Here is a 25,522-nt window from a genome sequence, read left to right as displayed (position 1 = left end):
CCACGGATTATAGCAGAGCATATTCAATTTTTGCCAACCTTGCACCATACTATATGCATGATGATCGATACCGCCCTGATTTTGCAGGCTTCTGAACTCATCCAGCAGGCGGATGGGCTGATTGTGGCTGCCGGTGCGGGCATGGGCGTGGACTCTGGCCTGCCGGACTTCCGCGGCAACCAGGGCTTCTGGCAAGCCTACCCTGCCCTCGGCAAGGCGCAGATGGAATTCACGCGCGTAGCCTCGCCTGCGACCTTCCGCCGCGATCCCGCGCTGGCTTGGGGTTTCTATGGCCACCGGCTCTCGCTTTATCGGCACACGGTACCGCATGACGGCTTCCGCATGCTGCGCGAATGGGGCGAGGCGATGGCGCATGGCGTGTCCGTCTTCACCAGCAATGTGGATGGACATTTTCAGCAAGCGGGCTTCGACCGCGTCTACGAATGCCATGGCTCGATTCATCACCTGCAGTGCATGCAGCCCTGCTGCAACGACATCTGGAGCGCGGAAGCATTCACGCCGGACGTGGACAGCAATGCCTGCCGGCTTCTGAACACGCCGCCCCATTGCCCGCACTGCGGCGGCCTGGCGCGGCCGAATATCCTGATGTTTGGCGATGGCGACTGGCTGGAGCGGCGCAGCGCGCAGCAGGCCGAGCGCCTGGAGCGCTGGCTGGAGAATGTAGAACGTCCGCTGGTAGTTGAGCTGGGCGCGGGCACGGCGATTCCATCGGTCCGCTATTTCAGCCAGCAGGTGGTGGCGCGTGGCGGACGGCTAATCCGCATCAATCCCCGCGAGCCGCAGGTATCGGGCAAGCTCGATGTAGGACTGGCAGCGGGCGCGCTGGAAGGCTTGCGCGCCATCGCCACCGCAATGGATTAAACGTATTTGACCGCGATGCCGGACAGGCCTTCAACCCGGCCCACCATGGTCTGTCCGCGCTGAACCGCGCCCACACCTTCCGGAGTGCCGCTGAAAATCAGGTCGCCCGGTTCCAGTTTGAACAGTGTGGACAGATTGGCGATCGTTTCGCTGATCGACCAGATCAGATGCGTCACGTGGCTGGACTGCTTCACCGCGCCATCCACCGCCAGCGAAATCGCGGCAGATTCAATGCCCGGCACTTCCGAAGCGCGGCGAATCTCACCCACCGGCGCGGAGAAATCGAAGGCCTTACCGATTTCCCATGGCCGGCCGGCGTCCTTCATCTTGCCCTGCAGGTCGCGGCGGGTCATGTCCAGGCCCACGGCATAACCGAAGACGTGGGACAACGCATCGGCAACGCCGATGTCCGAGCCGCCCTTGCCGATGGCGACCACCAGTTCGCACTCGTGATGGAAATTGCTGGTCAGCGAAGGGAACGGCAGTTCAACCGTCGCACCCGGCGCAACCGGCACTACGGCGCCGGCATCTCCCGGTTTGCAGAAGAAGAAAGGCGGTTCGCGGTCCGGGTCGGAACCCATTTCACGCGCATGGCCCGCGTAGTTGCGGCCGACGCAGAACACGCGGCGCACAGGGAAGCGCGCATCGGTGCCCGCTATTGGAAGACCCGCAATCTCATGCGGAGGGAAAACGTATTGAGTGCTCATCTTGCTCCTTCAGCTAAACAGCAAAGTACGGCAGGCCGCCTGGAATGGAGGCAGCAAGCTGTCCGCATCCAGATCGGGATTTTGCAGGGCGCGCAGTTGCAGGCCCTGGAACAGAGAGATGATAGCCTCCATTCGCCCATCGATGTCACGGTCGTCCACCAGCAGGCCATGCAGCGCCCTGCCCTTGTGCAGGATGGCGCGGAATTCCTTGCGTGCGCGGGCGTCCGCTTCCTGGGCCACTGTGGCGATGCGCGGATTGCGCGAAGCCTCGGCGTAGATTTCCAGCGGCAGCAGCCAGTGGTTGGGATCGAGGTTCTCGCGCACGCGCAGCGGCACTTCCTCGAGCAGTGCCAGCAGCGGATCGGGACGCGATGCCAGGTCGCGGATCATGGTGGACACGCGCTCCATGTCCTCCTCGACGAAGGCGATGATGATCTCGTCCTTGCTATTAAAGTAGTTATAGATATGGCCCGCGCTCATGCCCGCGGTTTTGGAAATGTCGGACATGCTCGCGCCATGGAAACCGCTACGGCGGAAGCAGGCGGCGGCCGCCTCCAGCACCTGGCGGCGGCGGGTGGCGGCGCGCTCTGGGTCGGATCGGCGTTTGTCGGTGGCAGTCATGATGTGAGGGCTAATTTTCAGTAAGGCGATACTGTGGACAAGCGGCCGATATTTGTCAAACGGCAGTAAATGATTGTAGATTTACAACGAAACCGAATTTTGCGCGGGCCGCGCATTAGCTGATGATATGATGAACGGCAGGTATCCGTTCCCCTTCTGCTGAAAGAGTGTAACGACATGGCCACCCGCACCACACGCACGATCGAAATGCGCCCAGCCGAAGCGGGCGACCAGCGTTTCATGCAGCAGCTGTACGCCAGCACCCAAACTGGCGAATTACGCATGGGCGGCTGCGATGCCAACACCGAACACCTGCTGATCGGTCTTCAATTCCAGGCCCGTCAGACCTGGTTCCAGCACCAATTTCCCAATGCCGACCTGGCCGTGATCCTGGATCGCGACCGGCCGATCGGCCGTCTGTACGTCGATTACGGCGTCGAAGAAATCCGTATCCTCGATATGTGCCTGGTGCCCGAGTACCGCAACCGCGGCATCGGGCTTGGTTTGCTGCGTAGTCTGCAAGCACAGGGCGCCCGCATGCGGGTGCCGGTGCGCCTCAGCGTGTTGCTGGGCAGTCCCGCGCAGCGCCTGCTGCAGCGCTGCGGCTTCAACAACCTGGGTGTGGACGGGCTGCACAACACCATGGAGTGGCAGCCGCCACACTGACGCTTAGCTCCAGCCGCCGCCCAGCACCTTGTACAAGGTGATCTGGTTGGTGGCTTTTGCCAGACGGGCCGTGATCAGGCCTTGCTGCGCCGAATACATCGCCCGCTGCGACACCAGCGCATTCAGATAGGACTCCGTGCCTTTCTCGTAGCGCGCTTCGTGGATTTTGAAGCTCTTCTCCGATGCCGTGGTCAATGCCACCTGCGAGGCCAGACGCTCGTCCATCGTGCCGCGCTGGGCCAGCGCATCGGCCACTTCGCGGAAGGCGGACTGGATCGACTTCTCATACTGCGCCACGGCGATATCGCGGTTGGTCCTGGCGATCGACAGATTGGCGCTGTTCACGCCACCATCGAAGATCGGCAAATTCACCTGCGGCGCAAAACTCCAGGCGCCGCTGCCCGCCTTGAACAGGCCGGAAAGGCTGCTGCTTGCGCTGCCCGCCGTTCCCGTCAGCGTCATGCTGGGGAAGAAGGCGGCACGCGCCACGCCGATATTGGCGTTGGCCGCCTGCAGGCTGCGTTCTGCTTCCACGACATCCGGACGCCGTTGCAGCACGGCGGACGGCACGCCTTCCGGAAGATCGGCCAACTGCGCGACGTTATCGAGCGGACTTTGTGGCAGCAGACGTTCCGGCACCGGTACACCGACCAGCAGGGCCAACGCGTTTTCGTCGGCCGCTACCTGTGCGGTGTAGATTGCCATGTCGTTGCGGGCAGCTTCCACGCTGCTCTGCGCTTCGTACATGTCCAACCCGGATGTTGCGCCGGCATCGAAGCGGCGCTTGCTCAATTCAAAGCTGATCTGCTGGCTTTTCAGCGTGTCTTGCGCCAGACGCAGACGTTCCTTGTCGGCGGCCAGCGTCAGCCAGGCCGTCGCCACCTCGGACACCAGCGCGATCTGCTGCGCATTGCGCGCTTCCTGTGTGCCGAGATAGGTCTGCAAGCCCGCTTCGGACAGATTGCGCACCTTGCCGAAGAAGTCCAGTTCATACGACGGGAACACCAGGCCGCCCGTGTATTGGCGGGTGATGGTGCCGCCCGGCGCACGGCTTGCGTTCTGGTCCACGCCCGCCGACACTTTCGGCAGCAGCGCGGCGCGGTCGATGTTGTACTGCGCACGCGCCTTCTCGATGTTCAGCGTGGAGACGCGCAGGTCGCGGTTATTGGCGAGCGCCATGCCGACCAGCTCACGCAGCTTGTCGTCGGTGATGAAATCGCGCCACTGGATATCGGCGGCGGCTTTCGCGTCCGGCGCCGGTTTGCCCGGCTTGTAAGCCTCGCCCTGCGGCCAGGCTCGCGTCACCGGCGCGTCCGGGCGCTGGTACACCGGCGCCAGGCTGCAGCCGCTCACCAGAGCGGCGACAGCGATGGTAATCAAGGTATTGTTCATATCAGTTTGCTTCCACTACGTTTGTACCGTGCGGCTTGGCGGACTTGCGTCCCACCCAGGCGCGCACCAGCACGAAGAACACCGGCACAAAGAAGATGCCGAGGAAGGTCGCGCTCAGCATCCCGCCCAGCACACCCACGCCGATTGCGTTCTGGCTGCCGGACCCGGCGCCGCTCGAAATTGCCAGCGGCAGCACGCCAAGGCCAAAAGCAATGGACGTCATCAGGATCGGACGCAGTCGCAGCTTCACGGCCTGCAGCGTCGCCTCAACCAGCTCAACGCCCTGCTCCTGCAGCTCCTTGGCGAATTCCACGATCAGAATCGCGTTCTTCGCCGACAGGCCCACCACGGTCAGCAGACCAACTTGGAAGTACACGTCATTCGACAGATGGAACAGCCAGGTCGCCAGCACCGTACCCACCACGCCCAGCGGCACCACCAGCAGCACCGAGAATGGCACCGACCAGCTTTCATACAGCGCGGCCAGGCACAGGAACACGATCAGGATCGAGATCGAATACAGCATCGGCGTCTGCGAACCGGAGTCGCGCTCTTCCAGCGACAAACCGGTCCACTCGAAGCCGATACCCGGCGGCAGCTTGGCTGCGATCTTTTCCATCTCGGCCATCGCCACGCCGGAGCTCACGCCCGGTGCAGGCATGCCCTGGATATTCAGCGAAGACAGGCCGTTGTAGCGCTCCAGGCGCGGCGAGGCATAGATCCATTCGCCGGTGGAGAAGGCGGAGAACGGCACCATCTCGCCCTGCGTGTTTCGCACGAACCATTTGTTCAGGTCTTCCGGCACCATGCGCGAATCAGCCTGGCCTTGCAGGAACACCTTCTTCACGCGGCCGCGGTCCACGAAGTCGTTGACGTAGGAACTGCCCCAGCCCGTGCTCAGCACGCGGTTGACGTCCGCCACCGAGAGTCCCAGCGCAGTCGCCTTCTGCTGGTCGATATTCAGCTTGAACTGCGGCGTGTCTTCCTGTCCATTCGGGCGCACGCCCATCAGCAGCTTGTTCTGCGAGGCCATGCCCAGCACCTGGTTACGTGCAGCCATCAGCGCATCGTGGCCAACGCCACCGACGTCCTGAAGTTGCAGATCGAAACCGCTGGCATTACCCAGTTCCAGCACCGCAGGCGGCGTGAAGGCGAACACCATCGCATCGCGCAGCTGCATGAAGGCGCCCATGGCGCGGCCCGCTACGGCATCGGCGCTGTTCTGCGCACCATGGCGCTCAGACCAGTCCTTCAGCTTCACGAAGGCGATACCGGTGTTCTGGCCATTGCCGCCAAAGCTGAAGCCCGCCACCGAGAACACGGAAGCCACATTGGCTTTCTCCTCTTTCAGGAAGTGCTGCTCCACTTTCTCGATCGTCTTCAAGGTGCGCTGCTGGGTTGCGCCAGTCGGCAGCTGAATCTGCGAGAACAGTACGCCCTGGTCTTCACCCGGCAGGAAGGAAGTCGGCAGGCGCAGGAACACCAGCGCCAGCACGCCCAGAATCGCCGCGTACACGATCATGGAACGGCCACGGCGGCGCAGCAGTGCCCCAACCCAGCCCTGGTACTTCGAGCTACCAGCATCGAAGGAGCGGTTGAACCAGCCGAAGAAGCCCTTGCCCGTCGCAGGATGGCCTGGCTTCAGGAATGTCGCGCACAGCGCCGGCGTGAACACCATCGCCACCAGCACGGACAACACCATGGCCGACACAATGGTGATCGAGAACTGGCGGTAGATCACGCCCGTCGAGCCACCGAAGAAGGCCATCGGCACGAATACGGCGGACAGCACCATCGCAATACCCACCAGCGCGCCGGAGATCTGCCCCATGGATTTACGGGTTGCCTCTTTCGGCGACAGGCCCTCCTCCGTCATCACGCGCTCGACGTTTTCCACCACCACGATGGCATCGTCCACCAGCAGGCCAATGGCCAGCACCATCGCAAACATGGTCAGCGTGTTGATCGAGTAGCCCAGCGCGGACAGGATGCCGAAGGTACCCAGCAGCACGACCGGTACGGCCATGGTCGGGATCAGCGTGGCGCGGATATTCTGCAGGAACAAGTACATCACCAGGAACACCAGGATCACCGCTTCCACCAGCGTCTTCACCACTTCGTGGATGGACAGCTTCACGAAAGGCGTGGTGTCGTAAGGGATCACCGCTTTCAGGCCGGCGGGGAACTGCTTGTTCAGCTGCTCGACCTTGGCGTTGACGGCAGCGGCAGTCTCCAGCGCATTGGCGCCGGTGGCCAGCTTGATCGCCAGACCGGTTGCCGGCTGGCCGTTGTAGCGCGCCACGATGTTGTAGTTCTCGCTGCCCAGTTCCATCTTGGCCACGTCGCGCAGGTGCACGGTGGCGCCGCTGGTCGTCGTCTTCAGAAGGATGGCGCCAAATTGTTCCGGCGTTTGCAGACGGCTCTGCGCCGTCACGGTGGCATTCAGCTGCTGGCCAGGAATGGCAGGCGCGCCGCCCAGTTCACCGGCCGACACTTCCGTGTTCTGCGCCGTGATGGCATTGGCCACGTCGGCAGGCGTCAGCTGGTAGCTTTGCAGCTTCACCGGATCGAGCCAGATGCGCATGGCGTACTGCGAACCGAACTGCGTCACATCGCCCACGCCTTCCACGCGGCTCAGGGGATCGACCACATTCGCTGCCACATAGTCGTTGATATCGTCCTGCTTCATGCTGCCGTTTTCGGACACGAAGCCCAGCACCATCATGAAGTTCTTGGTCGCTTTGGATACCACCAGGCCCTGCTGGGTCACAGCGGCAGGCAGCAGCGGCGTCGCCAGCTGCAGCTTGTTCTGCACCTGCACCTGGGCGATGTCCGGATTGGTACCGTTAGTGAAGGTCAGCGTGATGCTGATACCACCGGCCGAATCGCTGGACGAGCTCATATAGCGCAGGCCATCGATACCCTTCATCTTTTGTTCGATGACCTGGGTTACGGCGTCTTCCACCGTCTTGGCGGAGGCGCCCGGATAGGAGCCGCTAATCGAGATCGATGGCGGCGCAATGCTTGGATACTGCGCAATCGGCAGCGTGCTGATGGCCAGCATACCGCCCAGCATGATCACGATCGCGATCACCCAGGCAAAGATAGGCCGTTCAATGAAAAATCGGGACATGGTTCAACTCCCGCTTATTTCGCCGCAGCGGCGTCGTTGGCAGCACCGCCGGCCGGCGCGGCTTTCGCAGTCGCGCCCACTTTGGATGCCACGGCCGGTGCGCCCGGCTTCACTTTCTGCACACCTTCAACGATCACCAGGTCGCCCGCGGCCAGGCCGGACTTGACCAGCCACTTGTCGCCCTGCGTACCGGCGGTAACCACCGTACGCTGTTCGACCATGCCCTGCTTGTTCAGCACCAGCGCAGTCGCCTCGCCTTTCGGATTGCGGGTTACGCCCTGCTGCGGCACGGCGATCGCATTCTGGTCCACGCCGTTTTCCACCACGGCGCGCACGAACATGCCCGGCAGCAGATCATGCTTAGGATTCGGGAACAGTGCACGCAACGTGACGTTGCCGGTGCTTGGGTCCACGCTCGCATCGGCGAACTGCAGACGGCCTTCCTGTGCGTAGGTGCTGCCATCCGCCAGCTTCAGCGTCACACGCGGCTGGGCGCCGGACTTTTTCAGGCCGCCGTTATCCATTTCGCGCTTCAGGCGCAGCATCTCTTCGCTGGACTGGGTCACGTCAACATAGATCGGGTCCAGCTGCTGCACGGTGGTCAGGGCATTGGCCTGGCCTGCCGTCACCAGCGCGCCTGGCGTCACGGTGGAACGGCTGATGCGGCCGGAGATCGGCGCTTCGACTTTGGTGTATTCGAGGTTGATGCGGGCCGAGTCCAGCGCAGCCTGCGCCGACTCCACATCGGCCCTGGCCTGCTCGTTGGCGGCGACGGCATCGTCGTAATCCTGTTTGCTCACGCCTTCAATGGCGACGAGGTCTTTGTAGCGCGCCACTTTCGGTGCGCTCGCGGCGAGGTTCGCCCTGGCTTTCGCCAGCGCCGCCTTGGCCGAATTGTAGGTCGCCTGGTAGGTGGCCGGATCGATCTGGTACAGCGGCGAACCCGACTTCACATCGGCGCCTTCGGTAAACAGGCGCTTCTGAATCAGACCGCCCACTTGCGGACGCACTTCGGCTACCTGGTAAGCGGAGGTACGGCCCGGCAGTTCGGTGGTCATTGCCAGCGCTTCCGTCTTCACGGCAAACACGCCCACTTCCGGCGGCGGCATCTTGCCGCCATGGCCAGCCATCGCCTCGCCGGATTGAGAATGGCAGCCCGCAACCAGCGCTGCAGCGCCCAGCAAAATCATGCTTTTTTGGAAATTTTTCATCGATTCTAGTTCCTTTCTGGATATAGAATGAACGATCATTCTAACAAAGTCAAGAAAATTACTAACCGACGGGTCATAAAAAACCCGCCACGAGGGCGGGTTGCAAGGGTACTTCTCGGGATCAGGGGGTGACCGGCTCGGCGTCGACGGTCAGGGTCTGCAGGGTCAGTTCGGAGCTGGCCTCGAAGCCTGAGTCGATACCGACCAGCAGCCAGAGGTCGCCGTTGGTGTCGGTCTTGACGGTCATCGGCGCTGCGCTTTTCAGCGTCTTCGACGTTGGCGTGCTGGTGCCGCAAGCCAGGCCGTTGCCGATGGTGCCCAGGATCTGGGCCTCTTTGCCCGCGGTGCCCTGGTTACCTTTATCGAAGTTCATCGTAACGTGGTTGTTGGCCGTGGTGGTCTTCGGCTCGTTGGCCAGCGCCGCCGCGTACACGTACACGGATTCGCCCGGCGAACCGCCCACGCCAAAGCAGCCGGAAGGTACGCTGGACGCAAACTTCAGTGTGAAGGTAACCTTATAGCTGGAGGATTTCACCAGGCCGTGGAATTGCTTCTTCACGTACAGGAACATGTCGTCGCTGCGGTTATGGCCAGTGATGTAATAGCCCTTGCCGGTCAGCGGCGCACCCAGTGCACGCTGTTCGAACACCACGCCGCTTGGCTCGGTGCCGACGGTGTAGTCGCTGCTGCCGCCTACCCAGCCGTCGATGCCTTTGTCGAAATCGACGATCGCGGACACGGTCTGCGGCGTATCGTCAGGATTGTTGCTGCCGCACGCTGCCAACAGGGACAGCAGTGCGACAGCGCTTGCGCTTTTCGCGATGGACATTGTTATAGCTCTCTCTATTGTGGTTTAACTGCGAGCCATTCTAGGGAAAGCAATACGGTCTGGCCGTCGGGACTTTGTATGGACTGTGTCTTAGTTTGTAATCGTCATTTCCACTCGCCGCGCAGGGCTTTCACGCGCTGGTGCAGCAGCTCCGGGGTGACGTCCACCGGCGCCACCGGCACGCCAACCGCCAGCGACAGACGCGAACGCAGGCCCTTGCGGAAGGCGCGCTCCAATACGCTGTCCTTGCTGCGGCTGAGCAGGTGACCCCACAGGCCGCGCAGGGCCATCGGAATCACCGGCACTTTGGAGCGCTCGATGATCTTGGAAATGCCGCCTTTGAATTCGCTCATTTCACCGGTCGTGGTCAAACGGCCCTCAGGGAAGATGCAGACCAGTTCACCGTCGTGCAGGGCATGCGCGATATCGACAAACGCCTTCTCCATCAGCCACGGATCTTCGCTGGAAGGTGCAATAGGAATCGCTTTCGCCGTGCGGAAGATCCAGCCCAGGAAAGGCGTGTTGAAGATTTTATGGTCCATCACGAAGCGGATCGGACGCGGGCTGGCGGCGCCGATCACGATGGCGTCAACATAGCTCACATGGTTGCACACCAGGACCGCCGGGCCTTCGTCCGGAATACGCTCGCCGTCGACGGTTTTCACCTTGTGCACGGTGTGGATCAGCATCCAGGCCAGGAAGCGCATCAGGAATTCCGGCACCAGCGAGAAGATGTAGACCGCCACCACGGCGTTCAGGATGGCCGTGGCGAGGAAGAGTTCAGGAATCGTGAGGCCCTGCCCCAGCAGCACCATCGCCACGCCGGCAGCAGCCACCATGAACAGAGCGTTCAGGATATTCATGCCGGCGATGGTGCGCGACAGGTGCTTGGGATCGCTGCGCAGCTGGATCAGCGCGAACAGCGGCACGATGAAGAAGCCGCCGAAGATACCGAGCAGGATCACGTCCAGCACGATGCGCCAGGCGCCATGCTGCGCCAGCAGGCCCAAGGCATCGACGGCGCTCGTGCCGCCATAGCCTTTGCTGGCGAAATATAGATCGATGCCGAAGACCGTCAAACCGATGGAGCCGAACGGCACCAGGCCGATTTCCACTTTGCGGCCGGACAGCTTCTCGCACAGCAGCGAGCCCGCGCCAATCCCCAGCGAGAACACGGTCAGCAGCATGACGAACACGCTGTGATCGCCCTTCAGATACGTCATCGCATACACCGGGAACTGGGCCAGCACCATGGCGCCGTAGAACCAGAACCAGGAGTTGCCCAGCATGGACAGGAACACGGTGCGGTTCTGCGAAGAGAACTTCAGATTGCGGATCGATTCGGTGACCGGATTCCAGTTCACTTTCAGGTCGGGCTCGGGCGCCGGCGTGACGGGAATACGCGAGGCGGTCATCAGGCCCAGCACCGCAAAGGCCAGCGTGGCTGCCACGATGTACTGGATGCCGTGCGGTTTCTGCATCACGATCACGTCGCCGAACACCTGCCCCAGCAAAATGCCGACGAAGGTGCCCATTTCGACCATACCGTTGCCGCCGGTGAGTTCTTCAGGCTTGAGCTGCTGCGGCATGTAGGCATATTTCACAGGGCCGAACAGCGTGGAGTGGGTGCCCATGCCGACCACCGCCAGGATCAGCAGCGGCAGGGTGTGCGTCAGCCAGCCAATGCCGGCTACGGCCATGATGCCGATCTCCAGCCACTTGATCAGGCGTGCCAGCCTGGCCTTTTCCATCTTTTCGGCGATCTGGCCGGAAGTGGCAGAGAACAGCACATAAGGCAGGATGAACAGGCCGGGGATCAGGTTGGTGATCATGGACGGCGACAGGTCAGTCCAGCTGGCGGCGTCAAAGGTCAGGATGACGATCAGGGCGGTCTTGAACAGATTGTCGTTGAACGCGCCCAGGAACTGCGTCCAGAAGAATGGCGCGAAGCGGCGCTGTTTCAACAGGGTGAACTGGCTGGCGTGGCTCATGGTCGGAGTGACTGACAGTGAAAATACCGACAACATACATGACATTGCCCTGCCGGACAATGCCACTGCCCCTCACTCTGCGTTAGCTCAAGCTCCGCTGTTGCATCAAGCGGAAAAGCGGGCCTATCGCCAGCACCAGAATCGCCATCCGGCAGACGTGGAAGGCTGTCACAATAGGCACGCCAAGATGCAAGGTACGCGCGGTGAGCGCCATCTCCGCGATGCCGCCCGGCGAGGTGGCCAGCACCGCGGTGCCGGGGTGGATGTTCGCGGCCCAGGCCAGCAGCGCGGCAAATCCCGCAGCCAGCGTCATGGCAAACACATTGCAGACGGCCACACTTGCCATATATCTTGGCGCCGCACGCAGGAATTCCGGCGAAAAGCGCGTGCCCAGCGAAATACCGATGGACAGCTGCCCTGCCCTGACCATCCACTCCGGAACACCGCTCAAATGGATGCTGCAACCGGTCAGCGCTGCCGCCGCGAGCAGCGGGCCGATGACCCAGGCGTTCGGCACGCCTTTGCGCTTGAACAGCAGCGCCGCAGCGGACGTCAACGCGATCAACAGCAGCAGCCCCGGCACGTGCACGCCCAACGCAGCGACGCTCGGCGCGGTGGACGTGGCCAGGCCGGAGAGCGTCGCCGTGGCCGTGCCGGCCGCCGATCCGGCAGCGGCGCCGGACGCGCTGATGGCTGCATTGGCCGTAGGCTCGGGCACCGCAGGCATGCCATGCACGCTCCAGTAGCGCACTGCAAACGGTATCGTGGCGACGACCATCATCACGCGCAGGCTGTGTGCCGCAGCCACGCGCTGCACATCGCCGCCGTGGCGCTCGCCCTGTACCGCCATTTCCGACGCCCCGCCCATGGCCATCGAAAAAAATGCCGTGGCGCGATCGGTCCCCGTGAGCCGCTGCAGGAGGAAGCCGCACAGCCAGCCCAATCCGATCGAAAACGCCACGGCCAGGGCAATGAAACCTGCCCGTCCGGCCAGCACTGCCAGCACGGCCGGCGTGAAATACAGTCCCAGCACAGTGCCAATCGCCCACTGCCCCGCTTCGCGCACGCGCACGGGGCTGTGCAGATGTACGCCCGCGAGCCGCAGCGCGGCGGTGCCGAACAGGGGGCCGATAATCCATGGCAGCGGCGTGTTGAGCTGTACGCACAGCAGCGCCGCCAGGATGGCAACCGCCACCGCCCCAAGGAAAGGCCACCGCAGCGGATGCCGCCAGATTGGTCCCGCACCCGCCACGATCATCCTCAGAACACCCAGAGCTTGTCCTGTGGGAGCTGCAGCCAGTAGCTGCCTTCGTCCAGGCGGTACTTGGAGTAGGCGCGCACGCTGATGTCGCCCTTCTTGAACAGGCACTCGAAGCGGTCGCCAAGATACATGCAGGTGAACAGCGGTAGTTCCAGCGCATTGTCGGCCTGCGAGCTGCTGACCTTTACTTCCTCCACGCGGATCAACGGCGCAGTCTCCGCGCCCACGTTGCCGCGCGCCGTGCCGACCAGCTGCGTGCCCGCCACATCGATGCGCACCGTATTGCCATCACGGCTCACCAGCTTGCCCGGCAGGCGGTTATTACTGCCCATGAACTCGGCCGTAAACAAAGTCTCCGGCGTTTCGTACATGGACTGCGGCGTGCCCTGCTGCTCGATCTTGCCGTTATTGAGCAGAAGGATGCGGTCGGAGATCGCCATCGCCTCATCCTGGTCGTGGGTCACCATCAACGCGGACAGGCCAAGGCGCACGATCAACTCGCGCAGGAAGGAGCGCGCCTCTTCGCGCAGCTTGGCATCCAGGTTGGACAGCGGCTCGTCCAGCAGAATCACCGGCGGGTTGTACACCAGGGCACGGGCAATCGCCACGCGCTGCTGCTGCCCCCCGGACAACTGGTGCGGGAAACGCTCGCCCAGATGGCCGAGGCCCAACTGCTTCAGCACCTCGCCCACGCGCCTGGCAATTTCATCCTTCGGCATCTTGCGCAGTTTCAGGCCGTAAGCGACGTTCTCGTTCACGGTCTTGTGCGGCCACAGCGCGTAGGACTGGAACACCAGGCCCAGATTGCGCTGCTCGGCCGGCATCTCGAAATTGCGCGCGCCATCAAACACACGCCGCTCGCCGATGTCGATCGTGCCCTGCTTCGGGCTTTCCAGGCCGGCGACCGCGCGCAACAGCGTGGTCTTGCCGGAGCCGGACGGCCCCAGCAGCGCCACTACTTCGCCCTTGTGCAAGTGCATCGAAACGCCCTTCAGGATCGGATTCGCGCTCGCCCCGCTGCCGTATTCCAGATGCAGCTCATTGACGCTCAATTCATTCATGGTCAAATCTCGTTTCATGATGTTCACTCAGTTATGCAGCTTGACGCCAAAGCGCAGCGCGATACCCAGACCAACCGCCACCAGGGTAATGTTAATGAAGGATAGCGCCGCCACCAGGTCGGTCGAACCGCCCGCCCACAGCGACACCAGCATCGCGCCAATCACTTCAGTCCCGGGCGACAGCAGATACACGCCGGTCGAATATTCGCGCTCGAAAATCAGGAAGATCATCAGCCAGGAGCCCAGCAGGCCATATTTGATCAGGGGCACCGTCACATCGCGTGTGACCTGGCCGCGCCGCGCACCGACTGCGCGTGCCGCCTCTTCCAGCTCAGGGCCAACCTGCAGCAGCGCCGTCGAGATCAGGCGCATGCCGTAAGCCATCCACACCACCGAATAAGCCAGCCACACCGCAAAGATCGTGGAACGCAGCGAGCGCAGCGCCGGCACCAGCGAACCGGAAACCCACATCGCAATCGCGTTGTCGGAACCTTTCGCAAAGCCGTCAATCCAGGAAGGCACGAACAGGAACACCCACAGGAAAGCGAGGCCAGCCAGCAGGCCCGGAATGGCGCGCGGTACCAGCACGCTGTAATCCAGCAGGCGCGTAATCGTGTCCGGCTTGCGGTGCATGGCCAGCGCAATGAAGCAGTAGCAGACAATCGCCAGGCCGCCGCCGATCACACCGATCAGCACCGTGTTGATGATCCCGCGGATCAGGGATGGCTGTTCGAACACCTCGCGGAAGTGCTGCAAAGTCAGCACATCCGTCAGTTTCACACCTTCGCCCCAATATTCAACGAAGGAACGCAATGCGATGCCCGTCAGCGGCAGCACGATGGTGAAGATCAGCCAGCCGCCCAGCAGCGCGAAAGCCAGCCACTTCCAGTGACCCAGCGGCATGGCCTTGGTGCGTGCGCCCTTACCCTTGATCGACACGTACTTGTTGGCAGACTTCAGCAGCCAGCGCTGCGCCATCACCAGCGGCATGGTCACGGCAACCAGGCACACCGCCACCGCCGCCATCAGGTGATACGAAGGCGTACCCAGTTTGTTGGTCAGTTTGTACAGATAGGTCGGCAGCACAAGATGGCCTTCCGGATCGCCCAGCACCAGCACCAGGCCGAATACCTCGAAGCCGAGGAAGAACACCAGCACGCCCGCATACGCCAGCGCCGGCATGATCATCGGCAGCGACACATTGAACATCACCTGAATTGGCGAAGCGCCTGCCACGCGAGCTGCCTCCTCCACGTCCGAACCCAGCGACTTCAGTGCGGACGAAGCGTACAGATACACGTGCGGCACGTGGGTCAGCCCTGCGATCACCACGATGCTGGTGAACGAATAAATATTCCAGGGAATGAAGCCGAGGATATCCTTGGCCCAGGTCGAGTAGAAGCCCACAGGCCCCATCGACACCACGTAGCCAAAGCCCATCACCATCGGCGACACGAAGATCGGCACCAGCAGCATCGGTGCGATCCAGCCACGGCCCGGCAGATCGGTGCGCACCATCAGGAAAGCCAGCATACCGCCCAGCGGCACGGCAATCGCCGCCAGGCCGGCCGCCAGGATCAGGCCATTCTTGAATGCCATCGCGAAGTCCGGATCTTCGAAGATGAACTGATAGGCCTCCAGTCCCACTTCCTTGCCCGGCATGAAGAACGGCGCCGACAGGAAGCTCTGATAGAAGATCAGGAACAGGGGCAGGAAGATCGCGATCGAGGTCAGGACGACCACCACCCCGCGCGGCCAGTTCAGGGCTGGCCGGCCCAGTGTTGCGGTATGCATGGACTACTCCTTATTTCTTACCGGCCGTTTCTTTCCACTGCTTCAGGAAGGCCATACGCTTAGCCGGGCCGAGGAATTGCAGCAGGATCGGATGTACGGGCACCGGTTTGATCTTGTCCTGGCCAATCTGCTTGACCAGATCGGCGGACGTGGTTTCGCCCGTCACATCGGCGCGAATGGCGAACAGCTTGGAGTCGTTAGCGACAATGGTCTGGCCGCGATGCGACAGCATATAGTCCATCCACAGCTTGGCGGCGTTGACGTTCTTGGCAGCCTTGTTGATGAAGATCACGCGCGACATCACCAGCGTGTAATCTTTCGGCAGCTGCACGCCAATCGACGGATCGGTCTTGGCGCGCACCAGCGCGTAGGAACCCAGCACGTTATAGCCGATCAGATTTTCGCCGGAGGAGATACGCTCCATCATGGTGCCGGTGGACGACTGCACGCGCACCTTGGCCGCGCCGAACGCATTCTCAAGCTCCTGGAACTTCGGATATTCACGCGCATCCTGGGTCATGAACATGAAGCCCACGCCGGATTTCTCGATGTCGTAGGTCGTGACCTTGTCCTTGAACTTGGGCTGCTGGATCAGTTTGACGAAGTCCGCGTGGGTCTGCGGCACTTCCTTGGCATCGACCAGGCGCTTGTTGTAGACGATGGCAGCCGGTTCGAAGGTCGTGCCGTAAGCCTGATCGTCCCACACTGCCCAGCCGGGGATCTTGGACGCTTCCACGGATTTGTACTTCAGCGCATAGCCATCGGAGGCGAGGCGCATTTGCAGGTCCATGGCGGACGACCACATCACGTCGGCCGTATTGCCGCCAGCTGCAACTTCGGAGATGAAGCGGTTATACACTTCGGTCGAATTCATATCGTTGTATTCGACGGTGATGCCCGGATAGAGGGCGCTGAAGTCCTTGATCAGCGGCTGCGTCGCCTTGCTGTCGGTGGCGCCGTAGATCACCAGCTTGCCTTCCTTCTTGGCCGCATCCACGATCTTCTGGTAGTCGGCCGGATAGCCCGCCGGCAGTTCTGCGAATGCGGAGCTTGCAAACAGGCCTGCCGCAGCCGCGACCAGCGTCATCTTCATCTTCATCAATGTCTCCTTGGAGGTTTTTATCAGCGCACCAGGCCTAGCTGGCTGGCGCGGCGGCCGTAGTCGTCAACGGCCTTTGTTACGTATTCGGTCAGGGCCTTGCCCGTCATATTGAAGGGGTACAGGCCTGCCGCTTCGCGCATGTGCGCAAATTCCGGATCTGCCATCATGCGGTCGAACTTACTTACCCACTGAGCGTAGTCGGCCTCGGTAGCATGGGGGCTCATCCACACGCCACGGATAATCGGCCACACCACGTCGTAGCCCTGCTCCCGTGCAGTCGGAACGTTGGCCAACAAGCCAGGCAAGCGCTGTTCCGACAGCACGGCCAGCACCCGCACATTCCCGCCAGGCGCCATCAGGTGCGCTTCCGAGGCGTCACCCGACACCACATGCACGAAATTAGCCTGCAGCGCTGTGAAAGCCTCACCGCCGCCCTCCAGCGCCACGAAACGCAGCACTTTCGGATCGATGCCGGCCGTGCGCACCAGCAGCGCAATCTTCAGCCAGTCCTGGCTGCCGATGGTGCCGCTCACGCCGATCAACACCTTGGACGGATCGCGCTTCAGTGCTGCGACCAGGTCGCCCAGCGATTTGTAAGGCGAATCGGCGCGCACGGCGATCATGCCGTAGTCCGCGCCCAGCGCTGCCACCCAGCGCACGTCGGACGCTTTCACCTTGCCGAACTTGCCCTGCGCCATATTGAGCAGGGAGCCACCGGAGAAGGCGACCAGCGTGCCGGGTTCGGCACGGCGGCGGCCCGCCAGCGAATGCCAGGCCACGGCGCCAATGCCGCCGGGTAGATAGCTGAGGTGCATCGGCGGCGGATTGGGGGTAAGCGTGAGGCCTTGCTGCACCAGCTTGCAGGTCAGGTCCATCGCGCCGCCCGGCTTGGACGGCACGATGCATTCGGCGCCGGAGGCCAGCGCCGCGCCGCTCAGGAGAACGGCAGCCAGCAAAAAGTGCAGCAGTGCTTTCATGACTTAGAAGCGATGTTGGATACCGACCATCAGGCCATGCTGGCTGTTGCCGAACGCCGCGTCATCACGCGACAGGCCTGTCAGCAGATCGTGTCGGGCCTTGGTATAGCCGAGTGTCGCGTACAGGTCGGTGCGCTTGGATGCAGCGTAGCGGTAGCGCAGTACGTACATGATCGGATCAGCGTCCTTGCCGTCGGCGACATTCTTCACATCGACATAGTACACGGCGCCGGTCAGCGTGACGTTAGGCTGCAGCTTATAGGCCACACCGGTCCAGTAAGTCGTTGCTTTCACGTCCGGCGTAGCGGCTTTGCCGGCCTTCAGCTTGAAATCGCGGCCGGCCAGCCAGAACTTGAATGGGCCGGTCTGGTAGTAGCCGCCGGCGTGGATCACCGAGGTTTCGTCGCGATTGCCGGTGGCGGCTACGGTATTGCCGTTCTCGCGTTCATAGGTCGCCATCAGACCCAGGCCTTCGGATTCGTAGCTGGTGGCGAAGGCATATTTCGCGCTGTCGGCGTGGCTGCCGTTGGCCTGTTCGCCGAAGGAATACGTCGCGCCGTAGTTGAAGTCTCCGGTCTTGCCGGAATACTTGATCATATTGTCGAAGCCCGTGGTCATACCGTACTTGCTTGGGCCGGTCGCGCTGGCGGTCGTGGCCCACGAGTAGAACGGCGCGAAGCCCATCGGGTCGAAGCGGATCACGGTGTCGTACACGCTGGTGAAGGAGCGGCCCAGCACCACGCGGCCCCAGCTGCCTTCCAGGCCGACGTTGGCCTGGCGGCGGAACAGCTGGCCGTCAATGGCGCCGGTGTCCATCAGAATGCCGCCTTCCAGCTGGAACACGGCTTTCAGGCCGCCGCCCAGGTCTTCGGAGCCGCGCAGGCCCCAGCGGGAAGTGTTCATGCCGCCCGAGCTGACGCGGCTCAGGGTGCCGCCATTCGGGCCGGCGTTGTTGGATACGTCGACGCCGACGTCGAGCAGGCCATAGACTTGAACGTTGGATTGTGCGTGGGCTGCGCCACCGGCGGTAAGCATCGCCGCGACGGCGATCGTCGTGGAAGTTCTTTTCACAAGCTGTCTCCTGGGTTTATAGTTAGTTGTGCTCGATCTTGCTCTGGCACGGTTCAACTATAAAATCGTCAACCTTTCAATCGCCTTTCAGCCACATTTCAATGCGCATACTGTTAGTAGAAGACCACACAGAATTACAACACTGGCTCTCGAAAGCCCTGCGCGATGCCCATCTGACGGTCGAATGCGCGGACAACGGCGCCGATGCTGACGCGCTGCTGCTCACGCAGGAATATGGCCTGATCATCCTCGACCTCACCCTGCCGAAGATGGATGGACTGGAAGTGCTGAAGCGCCTGCGCGCCCGCGGCCGCAAGACGCCCGTGCTGATCCTGACGGCGCGCGGCGGACTGGAAGACCGTGTGCAAGGCCTGAATCTGGGCGCCGACGATTACCTCGCCAAACCTTTCGAACTGGTGGAACTGGAAGCGCGCGTGAAAGCCCTGCTGCGCCGCAGCAGCGGCAACGAGGCGCTGGTCTATGAATGCGGCGCCCTGAAATTCGATACGGTATCGCGCATGTTCAGCTACTACGGCAACAGCTTGGCGCTGACGCCGCGCGAGCACGCGGTGCTGGAAGCGCTGATCACGCGCGGCGGCAAACCGGTGGCGAAGGAAAAGCTGTTCGACGAAGTGTTCGCCCTGGCCGACGATGCGAACCTCGATGCGATCGAGCTGTATATCCACCGCGTGCGCAAGAAGCTGGAAAGCACGGAGCCTGGCGCGGCGGCCATCACCACCCTGCGCGGCATCGGCTACCTGCTGCAGCCGCGCGACGCCAAGGTCTGATGGCGGCGCTGCTCGAAAGTCTTCGACTGCGCTGGCAAGGCGGCGCGCCACTGGGCAGCTTGCGCCGCCAGTTGCTGCGCTGGCTGCTGCTGCCGCTGATTTTGCTGGAGCTGCTGAATACCGTGTCCGTCTATCGCAATGCGGTCGACGCGGCGGATCAGGCTTATGACCGTTCGCTGCTGGCGTCCACGCGCGCACTGGCGGAACGCGTGTCCGTGGTCGATGGCAGCGTGGTGGCCGATGTGCCCTATGTGGCGCTGGACAGCTTCGAGACCGACACGCTGGGCCGCATCTACTACAAGGTCACCGGCATCAAGGGCGAAACCGTGTCCGGCTACGACGACCTGCCGCCTGTGCCGCCCAATGTGCCGCGCTCCGAGAACTACCCTGCCCTGGTGCGCTTCTATCACGCCAATTACAACGGGCAGCCGATCCGCATTGCCGCCCTGCTGCAGCCGGTGTACGACAGTTCGATGCGCGGAATCGCCCTGATACAGGTGGGTGAAACGCTGGACGCGCGGCGCGGCCTGACCAACAAGATTCTGCTCGACACCGTGGTGTGGCAATCCAGCGTGGTGCTGGTGGCCGGTCTGCTGATCTGGTTTGCCGTACGGCTGGTGCTCCAGCCTTTGATGCGCCTGAAAGCGGAAGTGGAAACGCGCAGCGTATCCGACCTGTCCGATCTCGATCCCGCCCTGGTGCACAAGGAAATGCGCCCGCTGGTGCAGGCCATGAACGCCTATATGTCGCGCATTCAGGAACTGATCGCCAACCAGCGCCGCTTCATTGCCGACGCCTCGCATCAGCTGCGCACGCCGTTGACCGTGCTGAAGACGCAGGCCGAAATGGCGCAGCGTGACATCAACCGTGATGCCAGCGGCGCCGACCTGCGCGAAATCGTGAACAGCATTACCGCCACCACCGACTCCACCGTCCACCTGGCAAACCGCCTGCTGATGCTGGCCCGCATCGAACATAGCGGCAACCACACGCCGGAACCCGTGCCGCTGCGCGCCATGGTGCAGCAGGTGGCACTGGAAATGGCGCTGTCCGCTGTCAACCGCAATATCGATCTTTCGCTGGAAGGCGATACCGAGGCGGAAGTGGCCGGCCAGGCGCTGATGCTGCACGAGCTGGTCGCCAATCTGGTCGACAATGCGCTGCACTACACGCCATCCGGCGGCAGCGTGATTCTGCGCGTGATGCGCTATGCCGAACACACCGTGCTGGAAGTGGAAGACAGCGGCCCCGGCATTCCTGAAGCGGACCGTGACCGCGTGTTCTCACCCTTCTACCGCGCAGCCAGCTCGATGCAGACCAACCCCGGCGGCTCCGGCCTCGGCCTGGCCATCGTGCGCGACATCGCTGCCCTGCACAACGCCACCATTGCCCTCGACGCCGGCGCGAACGGCAAGGGCTTGCTGATCCGCGTCAGCTTTCCAGCGGCAAGCTGATCGCGATACGCGTGCCGTTGGCGGTGGCGATGGCAAAGCGTCCGCCCAGCGCCTGCACGCGCTCCTTCATGCCTGCAATGCCGATGCCTTCTGCCGTGTGTGCCGGATCGAAGCCGACGCCATCATCGGCAACGGCAATCTCGAGGCGGCCATCGCGCCGCAGCAGCGCCACCGTGGCATTGCGTGCGCGGGCGTGCTTGACGATGTTCGATAGCGCTTCCTGCACGATGCGATAAGCGCTGATGGCCACGTTGCCGTCCAGTCCCGCGAAATCGCCTTGGGCCTGCAGCGCAAAATGACAGTCAGGGTGATTGCGTTCATACTGGTTCACCATTTCTTCCAGCGCGCCTTGCAGGCCAAGCATGTCCAGCACTTCGGGACGCAGGCGGCGGACCAGCGAGCGGCCGCTGTTGTATAAGCCCAGCGCCAGTCTGGTGATCGCACGCGCCTTGTCGCCGATCTGCCCGGCCAGCGGCGCGGGCTGCGCCTGCGCGGCCAGCGCAGTGATTTGCTGCGCCTCCAGGCGGACAGCAATCAGCGTGGCATTGAGTTCATCGTGGATTTCCAGCGCAATGCTCTTGCGCTCATCTTCCACGGCGGTGTTCACGCGCTGCAGCAAGCGGCGCTTTTCTTCGTCTGCGGCGCGCAAGGCTTGCATTGACGATTTGAGCGAGGCAGCGAATCCGTCCGTCATGCGGTAAGCCAGCGACAGGCAAAGCAGCAGGCCAAGACTGGCCACGCCCAGCTCGATGTAGAAGCGGCGCCTCTGCTTCGCCAGCAGCGCGGTAGCGGACATGCGCACCTGCACATAGCCCATGGTGCCGACATTGCGGTCGCCGCCGCCGGTCACATACAGCAGCCGCTTATGAATCGGCGCCTCGAAGTAACGGGCTTCCGGCTGGCCGGAGGTACGCGCTTCCACATCGACCAGGGGTTTGCGGCTCGCATCCAGCAGCGTCACGCGCTTAATGGCTGAATCGCCCTGCATCATGCCGTAGATGGACGCCTTCAGTTCGTCGAACTGGCCGCCCATCAAGCTCGCTTCGCCACTGCTGGCCAGCGCGGCAGCCAGCAACTGGCCCCGCTCCGCCAATTCGGCGCGCACTTCCTCCTGGCGCGACTGGTGGCTGTACCAGGTCAGCGTGACGAACAGCACCAGCAAGGGGAAGGTCGTGATCAGCAGCAGCCGCGTACGGGTGCTCAGGCGCGGCATGATGGTCAAGGCTGGATCAGGCCATGGCGTACTGCGAGGCGCGTGATGTCGGCGGCGCGCTGCACGCCCAGCTTGTCCTTGATGGCCTGGCTGGTGTTGCTGATGGTTTTGCTCGACACATCGAGCTTTTCCGCGATTTCGGCGTTGGTCTGCCCTTCCGCCATCATCGTGAAAATCTGCAGCGAACGCTCATCCAGCAGCGCTTGCGGCGATTGCTCGCCCAGTACGGACAGGCTGGCCAGGCGCTCCGCAATCGCCGGCATGAAATACAGCTCGCCGTGCTGCGCGCGCTTGACGGCGAGCGCCAGTTCCTCAGGATCGCAATCCTTGGTGATGAAGGCACGCGCGCCGATGCGGTAGGCCTCCTTGATCAAACTGTCCTGATCGAACTGGGTCAGGAAGATGACGCGGGCGTTCGGCTTGGCCTTCAGGATCTGGCGCGCAGCATCCAGGCCCGTCAGCTGCTCACCGAAACGGATATCCAGGATAGCAACATCAGGTTCCATCCTTTGGAACTCCGAGATCGCCTCTTCCGGCGTTTTGGCGCGCGCCACCACCTCGATTCCATGGGCGCCCAGGGTCATGGCAAAGCCGTCCATTACGATGGGATGATCGTCTGCCAGCAATGCGCGAATGTTCTTGTCCATAGGCAGAACGATATCACAGCAAAAAATTCCACACAAACCCATTGCAAATTTCTACTTACTGGAAGAATATACTTCCATGCACTAGCAAAGGAGAGTTCTCATGAATTTCAATTCCCAGCGCAAGAACTACACCGGAATGGCCGTGATTGGACTGGCACATGTGATGGCTTTCGTGTTCGCCCTGCAGCATACCAAGGTGTGGATCAACCATCCGGATGGACCGGCGGCGGTCGAAGTATTGCCGCTGCCGCCTGAGCCAAAATACGAGACACCTCCCCCGCTGCCGATGCCAACGCAGTTCACGCCGCCCGACGTGCGTCCGCCGACAGATTGGCCGGTCACGGTCACGATTACCGACACCACGCCCACCATTCCGGAAGGCGTGCCCGTGCGGCGCCCCGTGAATCCCGGTCCGCCGGCGGCGGGCGGTGGGGATATCGTGGTGGCGAAACACGAGCCGCTAACCGTGCAGCCGGTGATTGAAATGCGGGCTTGCGCCAAACCCGCTTATCCGCAGTCGGCCTTGCGCAATGGCGATACGGGCACCGTCACGCTGGCCTTCCTGATCGGAACGGATGGCCATGTGGCGGCGTCGAAAGTGGAAAAATCGAGCGGCTATCGGGATCTCGACCGCGCTGCAATTGGCGGCCTGTCGCAATGCCGCTTCAAACCGGGGACGGTGGACGGCGTTCCCTTTGAATCCTGGACGCGCGTCCAGTACGTGTGGTCGCTGGACGATTAATTCTTCTGCGATGGATGGCCGGCCAGCGGCAGCTCGGGCAGGAATAGCAGCGCGAGCAGACCAAGGCCGACCATCACGCTGCCGGCGGCAAACACGCTGGCGATGCCATGGCGGTACACCGCGACAGTCGCCGCGCTGGCCGCGCCGGCAACGGCTGCACCGCCGTGCGCGCCGACCGCAGCCACCGCCTCGATTCCGTGCGCATGCAGCTGGCGCGCCAGGATTGCGCCGGAGCCCGTCACACCCAGCAGCCCGCCCAGCGAGCGGAAGAAGGTCAGCATCGCCGTACCGACGCCCCGCCGCGCCAGCGGCAACGCGTTCTGCACGGCGATGGTCATATTCGGCATGACCAGGCCAAGGCCCATGCCCATCAGGAAAATCGCCGGCTCGATCACGAAATAACCCAGGCCCTTCTCCATTGCCCAGGCCAGCACGCCGAAAGCAATCGTCGCGGCGACCAGGCCAGCCACCTGCACCGCCTTGTACTTGCCGGTACGCGCCATCACGCGGCCATTGGTGATCGAGGACATGATCAGGCCCACCATCATCAGCACCGTCAGCAAGCCCGATTGCGAAGGGCTGGCGCCCATCACCACCTGGAAGAACAGCGGGAAGAAAATGGTCGCGCCCATCAGCCCCGTGAAGGTAAACGCCATCACGATGCTGGCGACATTGAACACGCTGCTATGGAACAGGTCCGGCGGCAGCACGGGTTCGGCCGCGCTGCGCACGTGAATCAGCAGCGCGATACCCATGGCGACGGCCAGTGCCAGGCAGACATAGACCTGCGTCGAATCCCATGGCCACTCGGTGCCGCCCAGCGCCAGCACCAGTAGCAGCGTGGTCAGAGAGCCGGTCAGCAGCGCCGAGCCGAGATAGTCGATGCGGTGCGCATGCTTGATCTGCGGCTTGTGCAGCGAGCGCGCAATCGCCTGAAATGCCAGTGCGCCGACCGGCAGGTTGACGTAGAAAATCCAGTGCCATGACAGCCAGTCCGTGATCAGGCCGCCCACCACGGGACCGAGCACGCTGGTCACTGCGAACACAATCGGAATCATGCCCATGCGCTTGCCGCGCTCCGCCGGGGGCACCACGTCGCCGATGATGATCTGCGCCAGCGGCATGAAGCCGCCCGCGCCAATGCCCTGAATGGCGCGGAACACGATCAGCTGCAGCATATTCTGCGACAGCCCGCATAGCGCTGAACCGAGCAGGAAAATGCCCAGCGCCGCAAAGATGAGCGGACGGCGCCCGTACTGGTCGGCCAGCTTGCCGTACAGCGGCATGGTCACGGTGGACGCCAGCACATAGGCCGTCACCACCCACGACAAGTGCGCCATGCCGCCCAGATCGCTGACGATACGTGGCAGCGCCGTCGACACAATACTCTGGTCGAGCGCACTCAGCCCCAGCACGGTCATCATGGCAAAGTAAATGGCACGGATCTCGGCGCCCGTGATTTGCGCGTCGGGTGCTTGGGTCATTCTGCAATCTCCTTCAAAGGGCCGATGGCGGCCGCGATGGCCTCGATACCGGCCGGGGAAAGACGGGCGATGCGGCGCGCGATCCACTCCAGCCGCTGTTCGCGCAGTTGATGTATCTTGCCCTCTCCCAGCGCGGAGAGGCGCAGGCCACTGCGGCGGCGGTCCGCCGGGTCGGCCTCGCAGCGCTCAACAAGACCCGCAGCCTCCAGCGCCTTCACCTGCGCGCTGATGGTGGGGCCACTCACCTTTTCCATGCGCGCCAGCTCCGCCACGCCGGTGCAGGGATGCTCGGCCAGCGTGGCCATCAGGATGACCTGTGCCATCGGAATGTCGCTCTCGATGATGCCGCTGTCGCGCCGCATCTCGCGCATCAGCATTTTCAGGGCGGTACGCAGCTCGCCGGCGATCTCCAGCGCACGTGGATTGATGGGTTGTTCGTCTGCCATGATAATTAGATAGTTAGTCTACCTAACTATCTTAGCACAGTCCGGCCAAT

22 protein-coding genes are annotated in these 25,522 nt (G+C 62.6%); 5 read left to right on the top strand and 17 right to left on the bottom strand.

Annotated features, from left to right (window positions below):
- The first annotated feature begins 57 nt into the window (after positions 1 to 57).
- A complete protein-coding gene (locus tag AB4Z19_RS10690; protein WP_442029818.1) occupies positions 58 to 882 on the top strand; it encodes an SIR2 family NAD-dependent protein deacylase in 825 nt (274 codons plus the stop codon).
- On the opposite strand, the gene AB4Z19_RS10685 is transcribed toward AB4Z19_RS10690, so the two are convergent.
- Entirely contained in the window at positions 879 to 1,589 is a 711-nt protein-coding gene (locus AB4Z19_RS10685) for a fumarylacetoacetate hydrolase family protein (protein ID WP_442035231.1), read from the bottom strand. The genes AB4Z19_RS10690 and AB4Z19_RS10685 overlap by 4 nt on opposite strands.
- Before the next feature lie 9 nt (positions 1,590 to 1,598).
- The gene (locus AB4Z19_RS10680) at positions 1,599 to 2,210 is read right to left on the bottom strand and encodes a TetR/AcrR family transcriptional regulator (RefSeq protein WP_442027867.1); all 612 of its coding nucleotides are present in this window, start codon (positions 2,208 to 2,210) and stop codon (positions 1,599 to 1,601) included.
- A gap of 177 nt (positions 2,211 to 2,387) precedes the next feature.
- Between AB4Z19_RS10680 and AB4Z19_RS10675 the strand changes: the two genes are divergently transcribed.
- Positions 2,388 to 2,876, top strand: coding sequence for a GNAT family N-acetyltransferase (locus AB4Z19_RS10675; protein WP_442027868.1), 489 nt, complete (start codon positions 2,388 to 2,390; stop codon positions 2,874 to 2,876).
- Positions 2,877 to 2,879: 3 nt separating this feature from the next.
- On the opposite strand, the gene AB4Z19_RS10670 is transcribed toward AB4Z19_RS10675, so the two are convergent.
- From AB4Z19_RS10670 to AB4Z19_RS10620, 11 genes are all read right to left on the bottom strand, one after another.
- On the bottom strand, positions 2,880 to 4,268 hold the full coding sequence (locus AB4Z19_RS10670) for an efflux transporter outer membrane subunit (RefSeq protein ID WP_442027869.1): 1,389 nt from the start codon (positions 4,266 to 4,268) through the stop codon (positions 2,880 to 2,882).
- A 1-nt stretch (position 4,269) separates the two neighbouring features.
- Positions 4,270 to 7,401 carry an efflux RND transporter permease subunit gene (locus AB4Z19_RS10665; protein WP_442035230.1) on the bottom strand — a complete coding sequence of 1,044 codons (3,132 nt, stop codon included), beginning with the start codon at positions 7,399 to 7,401 and terminating at the stop codon, positions 4,270 to 4,272.
- A gap of 14 nt (positions 7,402 to 7,415) precedes the next feature.
- Positions 7,416 to 8,612 (bottom strand): efflux RND transporter periplasmic adaptor subunit, encoded by a 1,197-nt coding sequence (locus AB4Z19_RS10660; RefSeq protein WP_442035229.1) that lies wholly within the window; start codon positions 8,610 to 8,612, stop codon positions 7,416 to 7,418.
- Positions 8,613 to 8,733: 121 nt separating this feature from the next.
- The gene (locus AB4Z19_RS10655) at positions 8,734 to 9,441 is read right to left on the bottom strand and encodes a hypothetical protein (RefSeq protein ID WP_442035228.1); all 708 of its coding nucleotides are present in this window, start codon (positions 9,439 to 9,441) and stop codon (positions 8,734 to 8,736) included.
- Between the two features lie 104 nt (positions 9,442 to 9,545).
- Positions 9,546 to 11,432 (bottom strand): MFS transporter, encoded by a 1,887-nt coding sequence (locus tag AB4Z19_RS10650; RefSeq protein WP_442035227.1) that lies wholly within the window; start codon positions 11,430 to 11,432, stop codon positions 9,546 to 9,548.
- Positions 11,433 to 11,514: 82 nt separating this feature from the next.
- Positions 11,515 to 12,627: an AbrB family transcriptional regulator gene (locus AB4Z19_RS10645; protein ID WP_442024374.1), complete on the bottom strand. Its 1,113-nt coding sequence runs from the start codon at positions 12,625 to 12,627 to the stop codon at positions 11,515 to 11,517.
- Positions 12,628 to 12,692: 65 nt separating this feature from the next.
- Entirely contained in the window at positions 12,693 to 13,754 is a 1,062-nt protein-coding gene (locus tag AB4Z19_RS10640) for an ABC transporter ATP-binding protein (protein WP_442024376.1), read from the bottom strand.
- A gap of 27 nt (positions 13,755 to 13,781) precedes the next feature.
- Entirely contained in the window at positions 13,782 to 15,548 is a 1,767-nt protein-coding gene (locus tag AB4Z19_RS10635; RefSeq protein ID WP_442035226.1) for an ABC transporter permease, read from the bottom strand.
- 10 nt (positions 15,549 to 15,558) lie between these two features.
- A complete protein-coding gene (locus tag AB4Z19_RS10630; protein WP_442035225.1) occupies positions 15,559 to 16,647 on the bottom strand; it encodes an ABC transporter substrate-binding protein in 1,089 nt (362 codons plus the stop codon).
- Between the two features lie 23 nt (positions 16,648 to 16,670).
- Entirely contained in the window at positions 16,671 to 17,627 is a 957-nt protein-coding gene (locus AB4Z19_RS10625; RefSeq protein WP_442024382.1) for a Bug family tripartite tricarboxylate transporter substrate binding protein, read from the bottom strand.
- 3 nt (positions 17,628 to 17,630) lie between these two features.
- Positions 17,631 to 18,698 (bottom strand): porin, encoded by a 1,068-nt coding sequence (locus AB4Z19_RS10620; RefSeq protein WP_442024384.1) that lies wholly within the window; start codon positions 18,696 to 18,698, stop codon positions 17,631 to 17,633.
- A gap of 101 nt (positions 18,699 to 18,799) precedes the next feature.
- On the opposite strand from AB4Z19_RS10620, the gene AB4Z19_RS10615 reads away from it, so the two are divergent.
- Positions 18,800 to 19,486: a response regulator gene (locus AB4Z19_RS10615; protein ID WP_442024386.1), complete on the top strand. Its 687-nt coding sequence runs from the start codon at positions 18,800 to 18,802 to the stop codon at positions 19,484 to 19,486.
- Positions 19,486 to 20,940, top strand: coding sequence for a sensor histidine kinase N-terminal domain-containing protein (locus tag AB4Z19_RS10610; RefSeq protein WP_442024388.1), 1,455 nt, complete (start codon positions 19,486 to 19,488; stop codon positions 20,938 to 20,940). The genes AB4Z19_RS10615 and AB4Z19_RS10610 overlap by 1 nt, the downstream gene beginning before the upstream one ends.
- Here the strand turns inward: AB4Z19_RS10610 and AB4Z19_RS10605 are convergent.
- A complete protein-coding gene (locus AB4Z19_RS10605; protein ID WP_442035272.1) occupies positions 20,918 to 22,153 on the bottom strand; it encodes an ATP-binding protein in 1,236 nt (411 codons plus the stop codon). The genes AB4Z19_RS10610 and AB4Z19_RS10605 overlap by 23 nt on opposite strands.
- A gap of 5 nt (positions 22,154 to 22,158) precedes the next feature.
- Complete coding sequence (locus tag AB4Z19_RS10600) at positions 22,159 to 22,800, bottom strand: response regulator (RefSeq protein ID WP_442024390.1); 642 nt, start codon at positions 22,798 to 22,800, stop codon at positions 22,159 to 22,161.
- 100 nt (positions 22,801 to 22,900) lie between these two features.
- Here AB4Z19_RS10600 and AB4Z19_RS10595 point away from each other — a divergent pair, with 100 nt between their 5' ends.
- Complete coding sequence (locus tag AB4Z19_RS10595; RefSeq protein WP_442024392.1) at positions 22,901 to 23,542, top strand: energy transducer TonB; 642 nt, start codon at positions 22,901 to 22,903, stop codon at positions 23,540 to 23,542.
- On the opposite strand, the gene AB4Z19_RS10590 is transcribed toward AB4Z19_RS10595, so the two are convergent.
- Together AB4Z19_RS10590 and AB4Z19_RS10585 are read right to left on the bottom strand one after the other, a co-directional pair.
- On the bottom strand, positions 23,539 to 25,026 hold the full coding sequence (locus AB4Z19_RS10590; protein WP_442035224.1) for an MDR family MFS transporter: 1,488 nt from the start codon (positions 25,024 to 25,026) through the stop codon (positions 23,539 to 23,541). The two genes, AB4Z19_RS10595 and AB4Z19_RS10590, sit on opposite strands and share 4 nt — an antisense overlap.
- A complete protein-coding gene (locus AB4Z19_RS10585; RefSeq protein WP_442028685.1) occupies positions 25,023 to 25,472 on the bottom strand; it encodes a MarR family winged helix-turn-helix transcriptional regulator in 450 nt (149 codons plus the stop codon). Before AB4Z19_RS10585 ends, AB4Z19_RS10590 begins: the two co-directional genes overlap by 4 nt.
- Between the last annotated feature and the right edge of the window lie 50 nt (positions 25,473 to 25,522).

This window comes from Pseudoduganella sp. RAF19, from assembly GCF_052114165.1.
Lineage (GTDB): Bacteria > Pseudomonadota > Gammaproteobacteria > Burkholderiales > Burkholderiaceae_D > Rugamonas.
Note: the sequence above shows the minus strand (reverse complement) of the source record. Positions and strands in the feature narration are given on the sequence as shown.

Bases quoted from the DNA above. Each gene is read 5' to 3' on its own strand.
- AB4Z19_RS10690 (WP_442029818.1), top strand. From the start codon at position 58: ATGATGATCGATACCGCCCTGATTTTGCAGGCTTCTGAACTCATCCAG.
- AB4Z19_RS10685 (WP_442035231.1), bottom strand. From the start codon at position 1,589: ATGAGCACTCAATACGTTTTCCCTCCGCATGAGATTGCGGGTCTTCCA.
- AB4Z19_RS10680 (WP_442027867.1), bottom strand. From the start codon at position 2,210: ATGACTGCCACCGACAAACGCCGATCCGACCCAGAGCGCGCCGCCACC.
- AB4Z19_RS10675 (WP_442027868.1), top strand. From the start codon at position 2,388: ATGGCCACCCGCACCACACGCACGATCGAAATGCGCCCAGCCGAAGCG.
- AB4Z19_RS10670 (WP_442027869.1), bottom strand. From the start codon at position 4,268: ATGAACAATACCTTGATTACCATCGCTGTCGCCGCTCTGGTGAGCGGC.
- AB4Z19_RS10665 (WP_442035230.1), bottom strand. From the start codon at position 7,401: ATGTCCCGATTTTTCATTGAACGGCCTATCTTTGCCTGGGTGATCGCG.
- AB4Z19_RS10660 (WP_442035229.1), bottom strand. From the start codon at position 8,612: ATGAAAAATTTCCAAAAAAGCATGATTTTGCTGGGCGCTGCAGCGCTG.
- AB4Z19_RS10655 (WP_442035228.1), bottom strand. From the start codon at position 9,441: ATGTCCATCGCGAAAAGCGCAAGCGCTGTCGCACTGCTGTCCCTGTTG.
- AB4Z19_RS10650 (WP_442035227.1), bottom strand. From the start codon at position 11,432: ATGAGCCACGCCAGCCAGTTCACCCTGTTGAAACAGCGCCGCTTCGCG.
- AB4Z19_RS10640 (WP_442024376.1), bottom strand. From the start codon at position 13,754: ATGAATGAATTGAGCGTCAATGAGCTGCATCTGGAATACGGCAGCGGG.
- AB4Z19_RS10635 (WP_442035226.1), bottom strand. From the start codon at position 15,548: ATGCATACCGCAACACTGGGCCGGCCAGCCCTGAACTGGCCGCGCGGG.
- AB4Z19_RS10630 (WP_442035225.1), bottom strand. From the start codon at position 16,647: ATGAAGATGAAGATGACGCTGGTCGCGGCTGCGGCAGGCCTGTTTGCA.
- AB4Z19_RS10625 (WP_442024382.1), bottom strand. From the start codon at position 17,627: ATGAAAGCACTGCTGCACTTTTTGCTGGCTGCCGTTCTCCTGAGCGGC.
- AB4Z19_RS10615 (WP_442024386.1), top strand. From the start codon at position 18,800: ATGCGCATACTGTTAGTAGAAGACCACACAGAATTACAACACTGGCTC.
- AB4Z19_RS10610 (WP_442024388.1), top strand. From the start codon at position 19,486: ATGGCGGCGCTGCTCGAAAGTCTTCGACTGCGCTGGCAAGGCGGCGCG.
- AB4Z19_RS10605 (WP_442035272.1), bottom strand. From the start codon at position 22,153: ATGCCGCGCCTGAGCACCCGTACGCGGCTGCTGCTGATCACGACCTTC.
- AB4Z19_RS10600 (WP_442024390.1), bottom strand. From the start codon at position 22,800: ATGGACAAGAACATTCGCGCATTGCTGGCAGACGATCATCCCATCGTA.
- AB4Z19_RS10595 (WP_442024392.1), top strand. From the start codon at position 22,901: ATGAATTTCAATTCCCAGCGCAAGAACTACACCGGAATGGCCGTGATT.
- AB4Z19_RS10590 (WP_442035224.1), bottom strand. From the start codon at position 25,026: ATGACCCAAGCACCCGACGCGCAAATCACGGGCGCCGAGATCCGTGCC.
- AB4Z19_RS10585 (WP_442028685.1), bottom strand. From the start codon at position 25,472: ATGGCAGACGAACAACCCATCAATCCACGTGCGCTGGAGATCGCCGGC.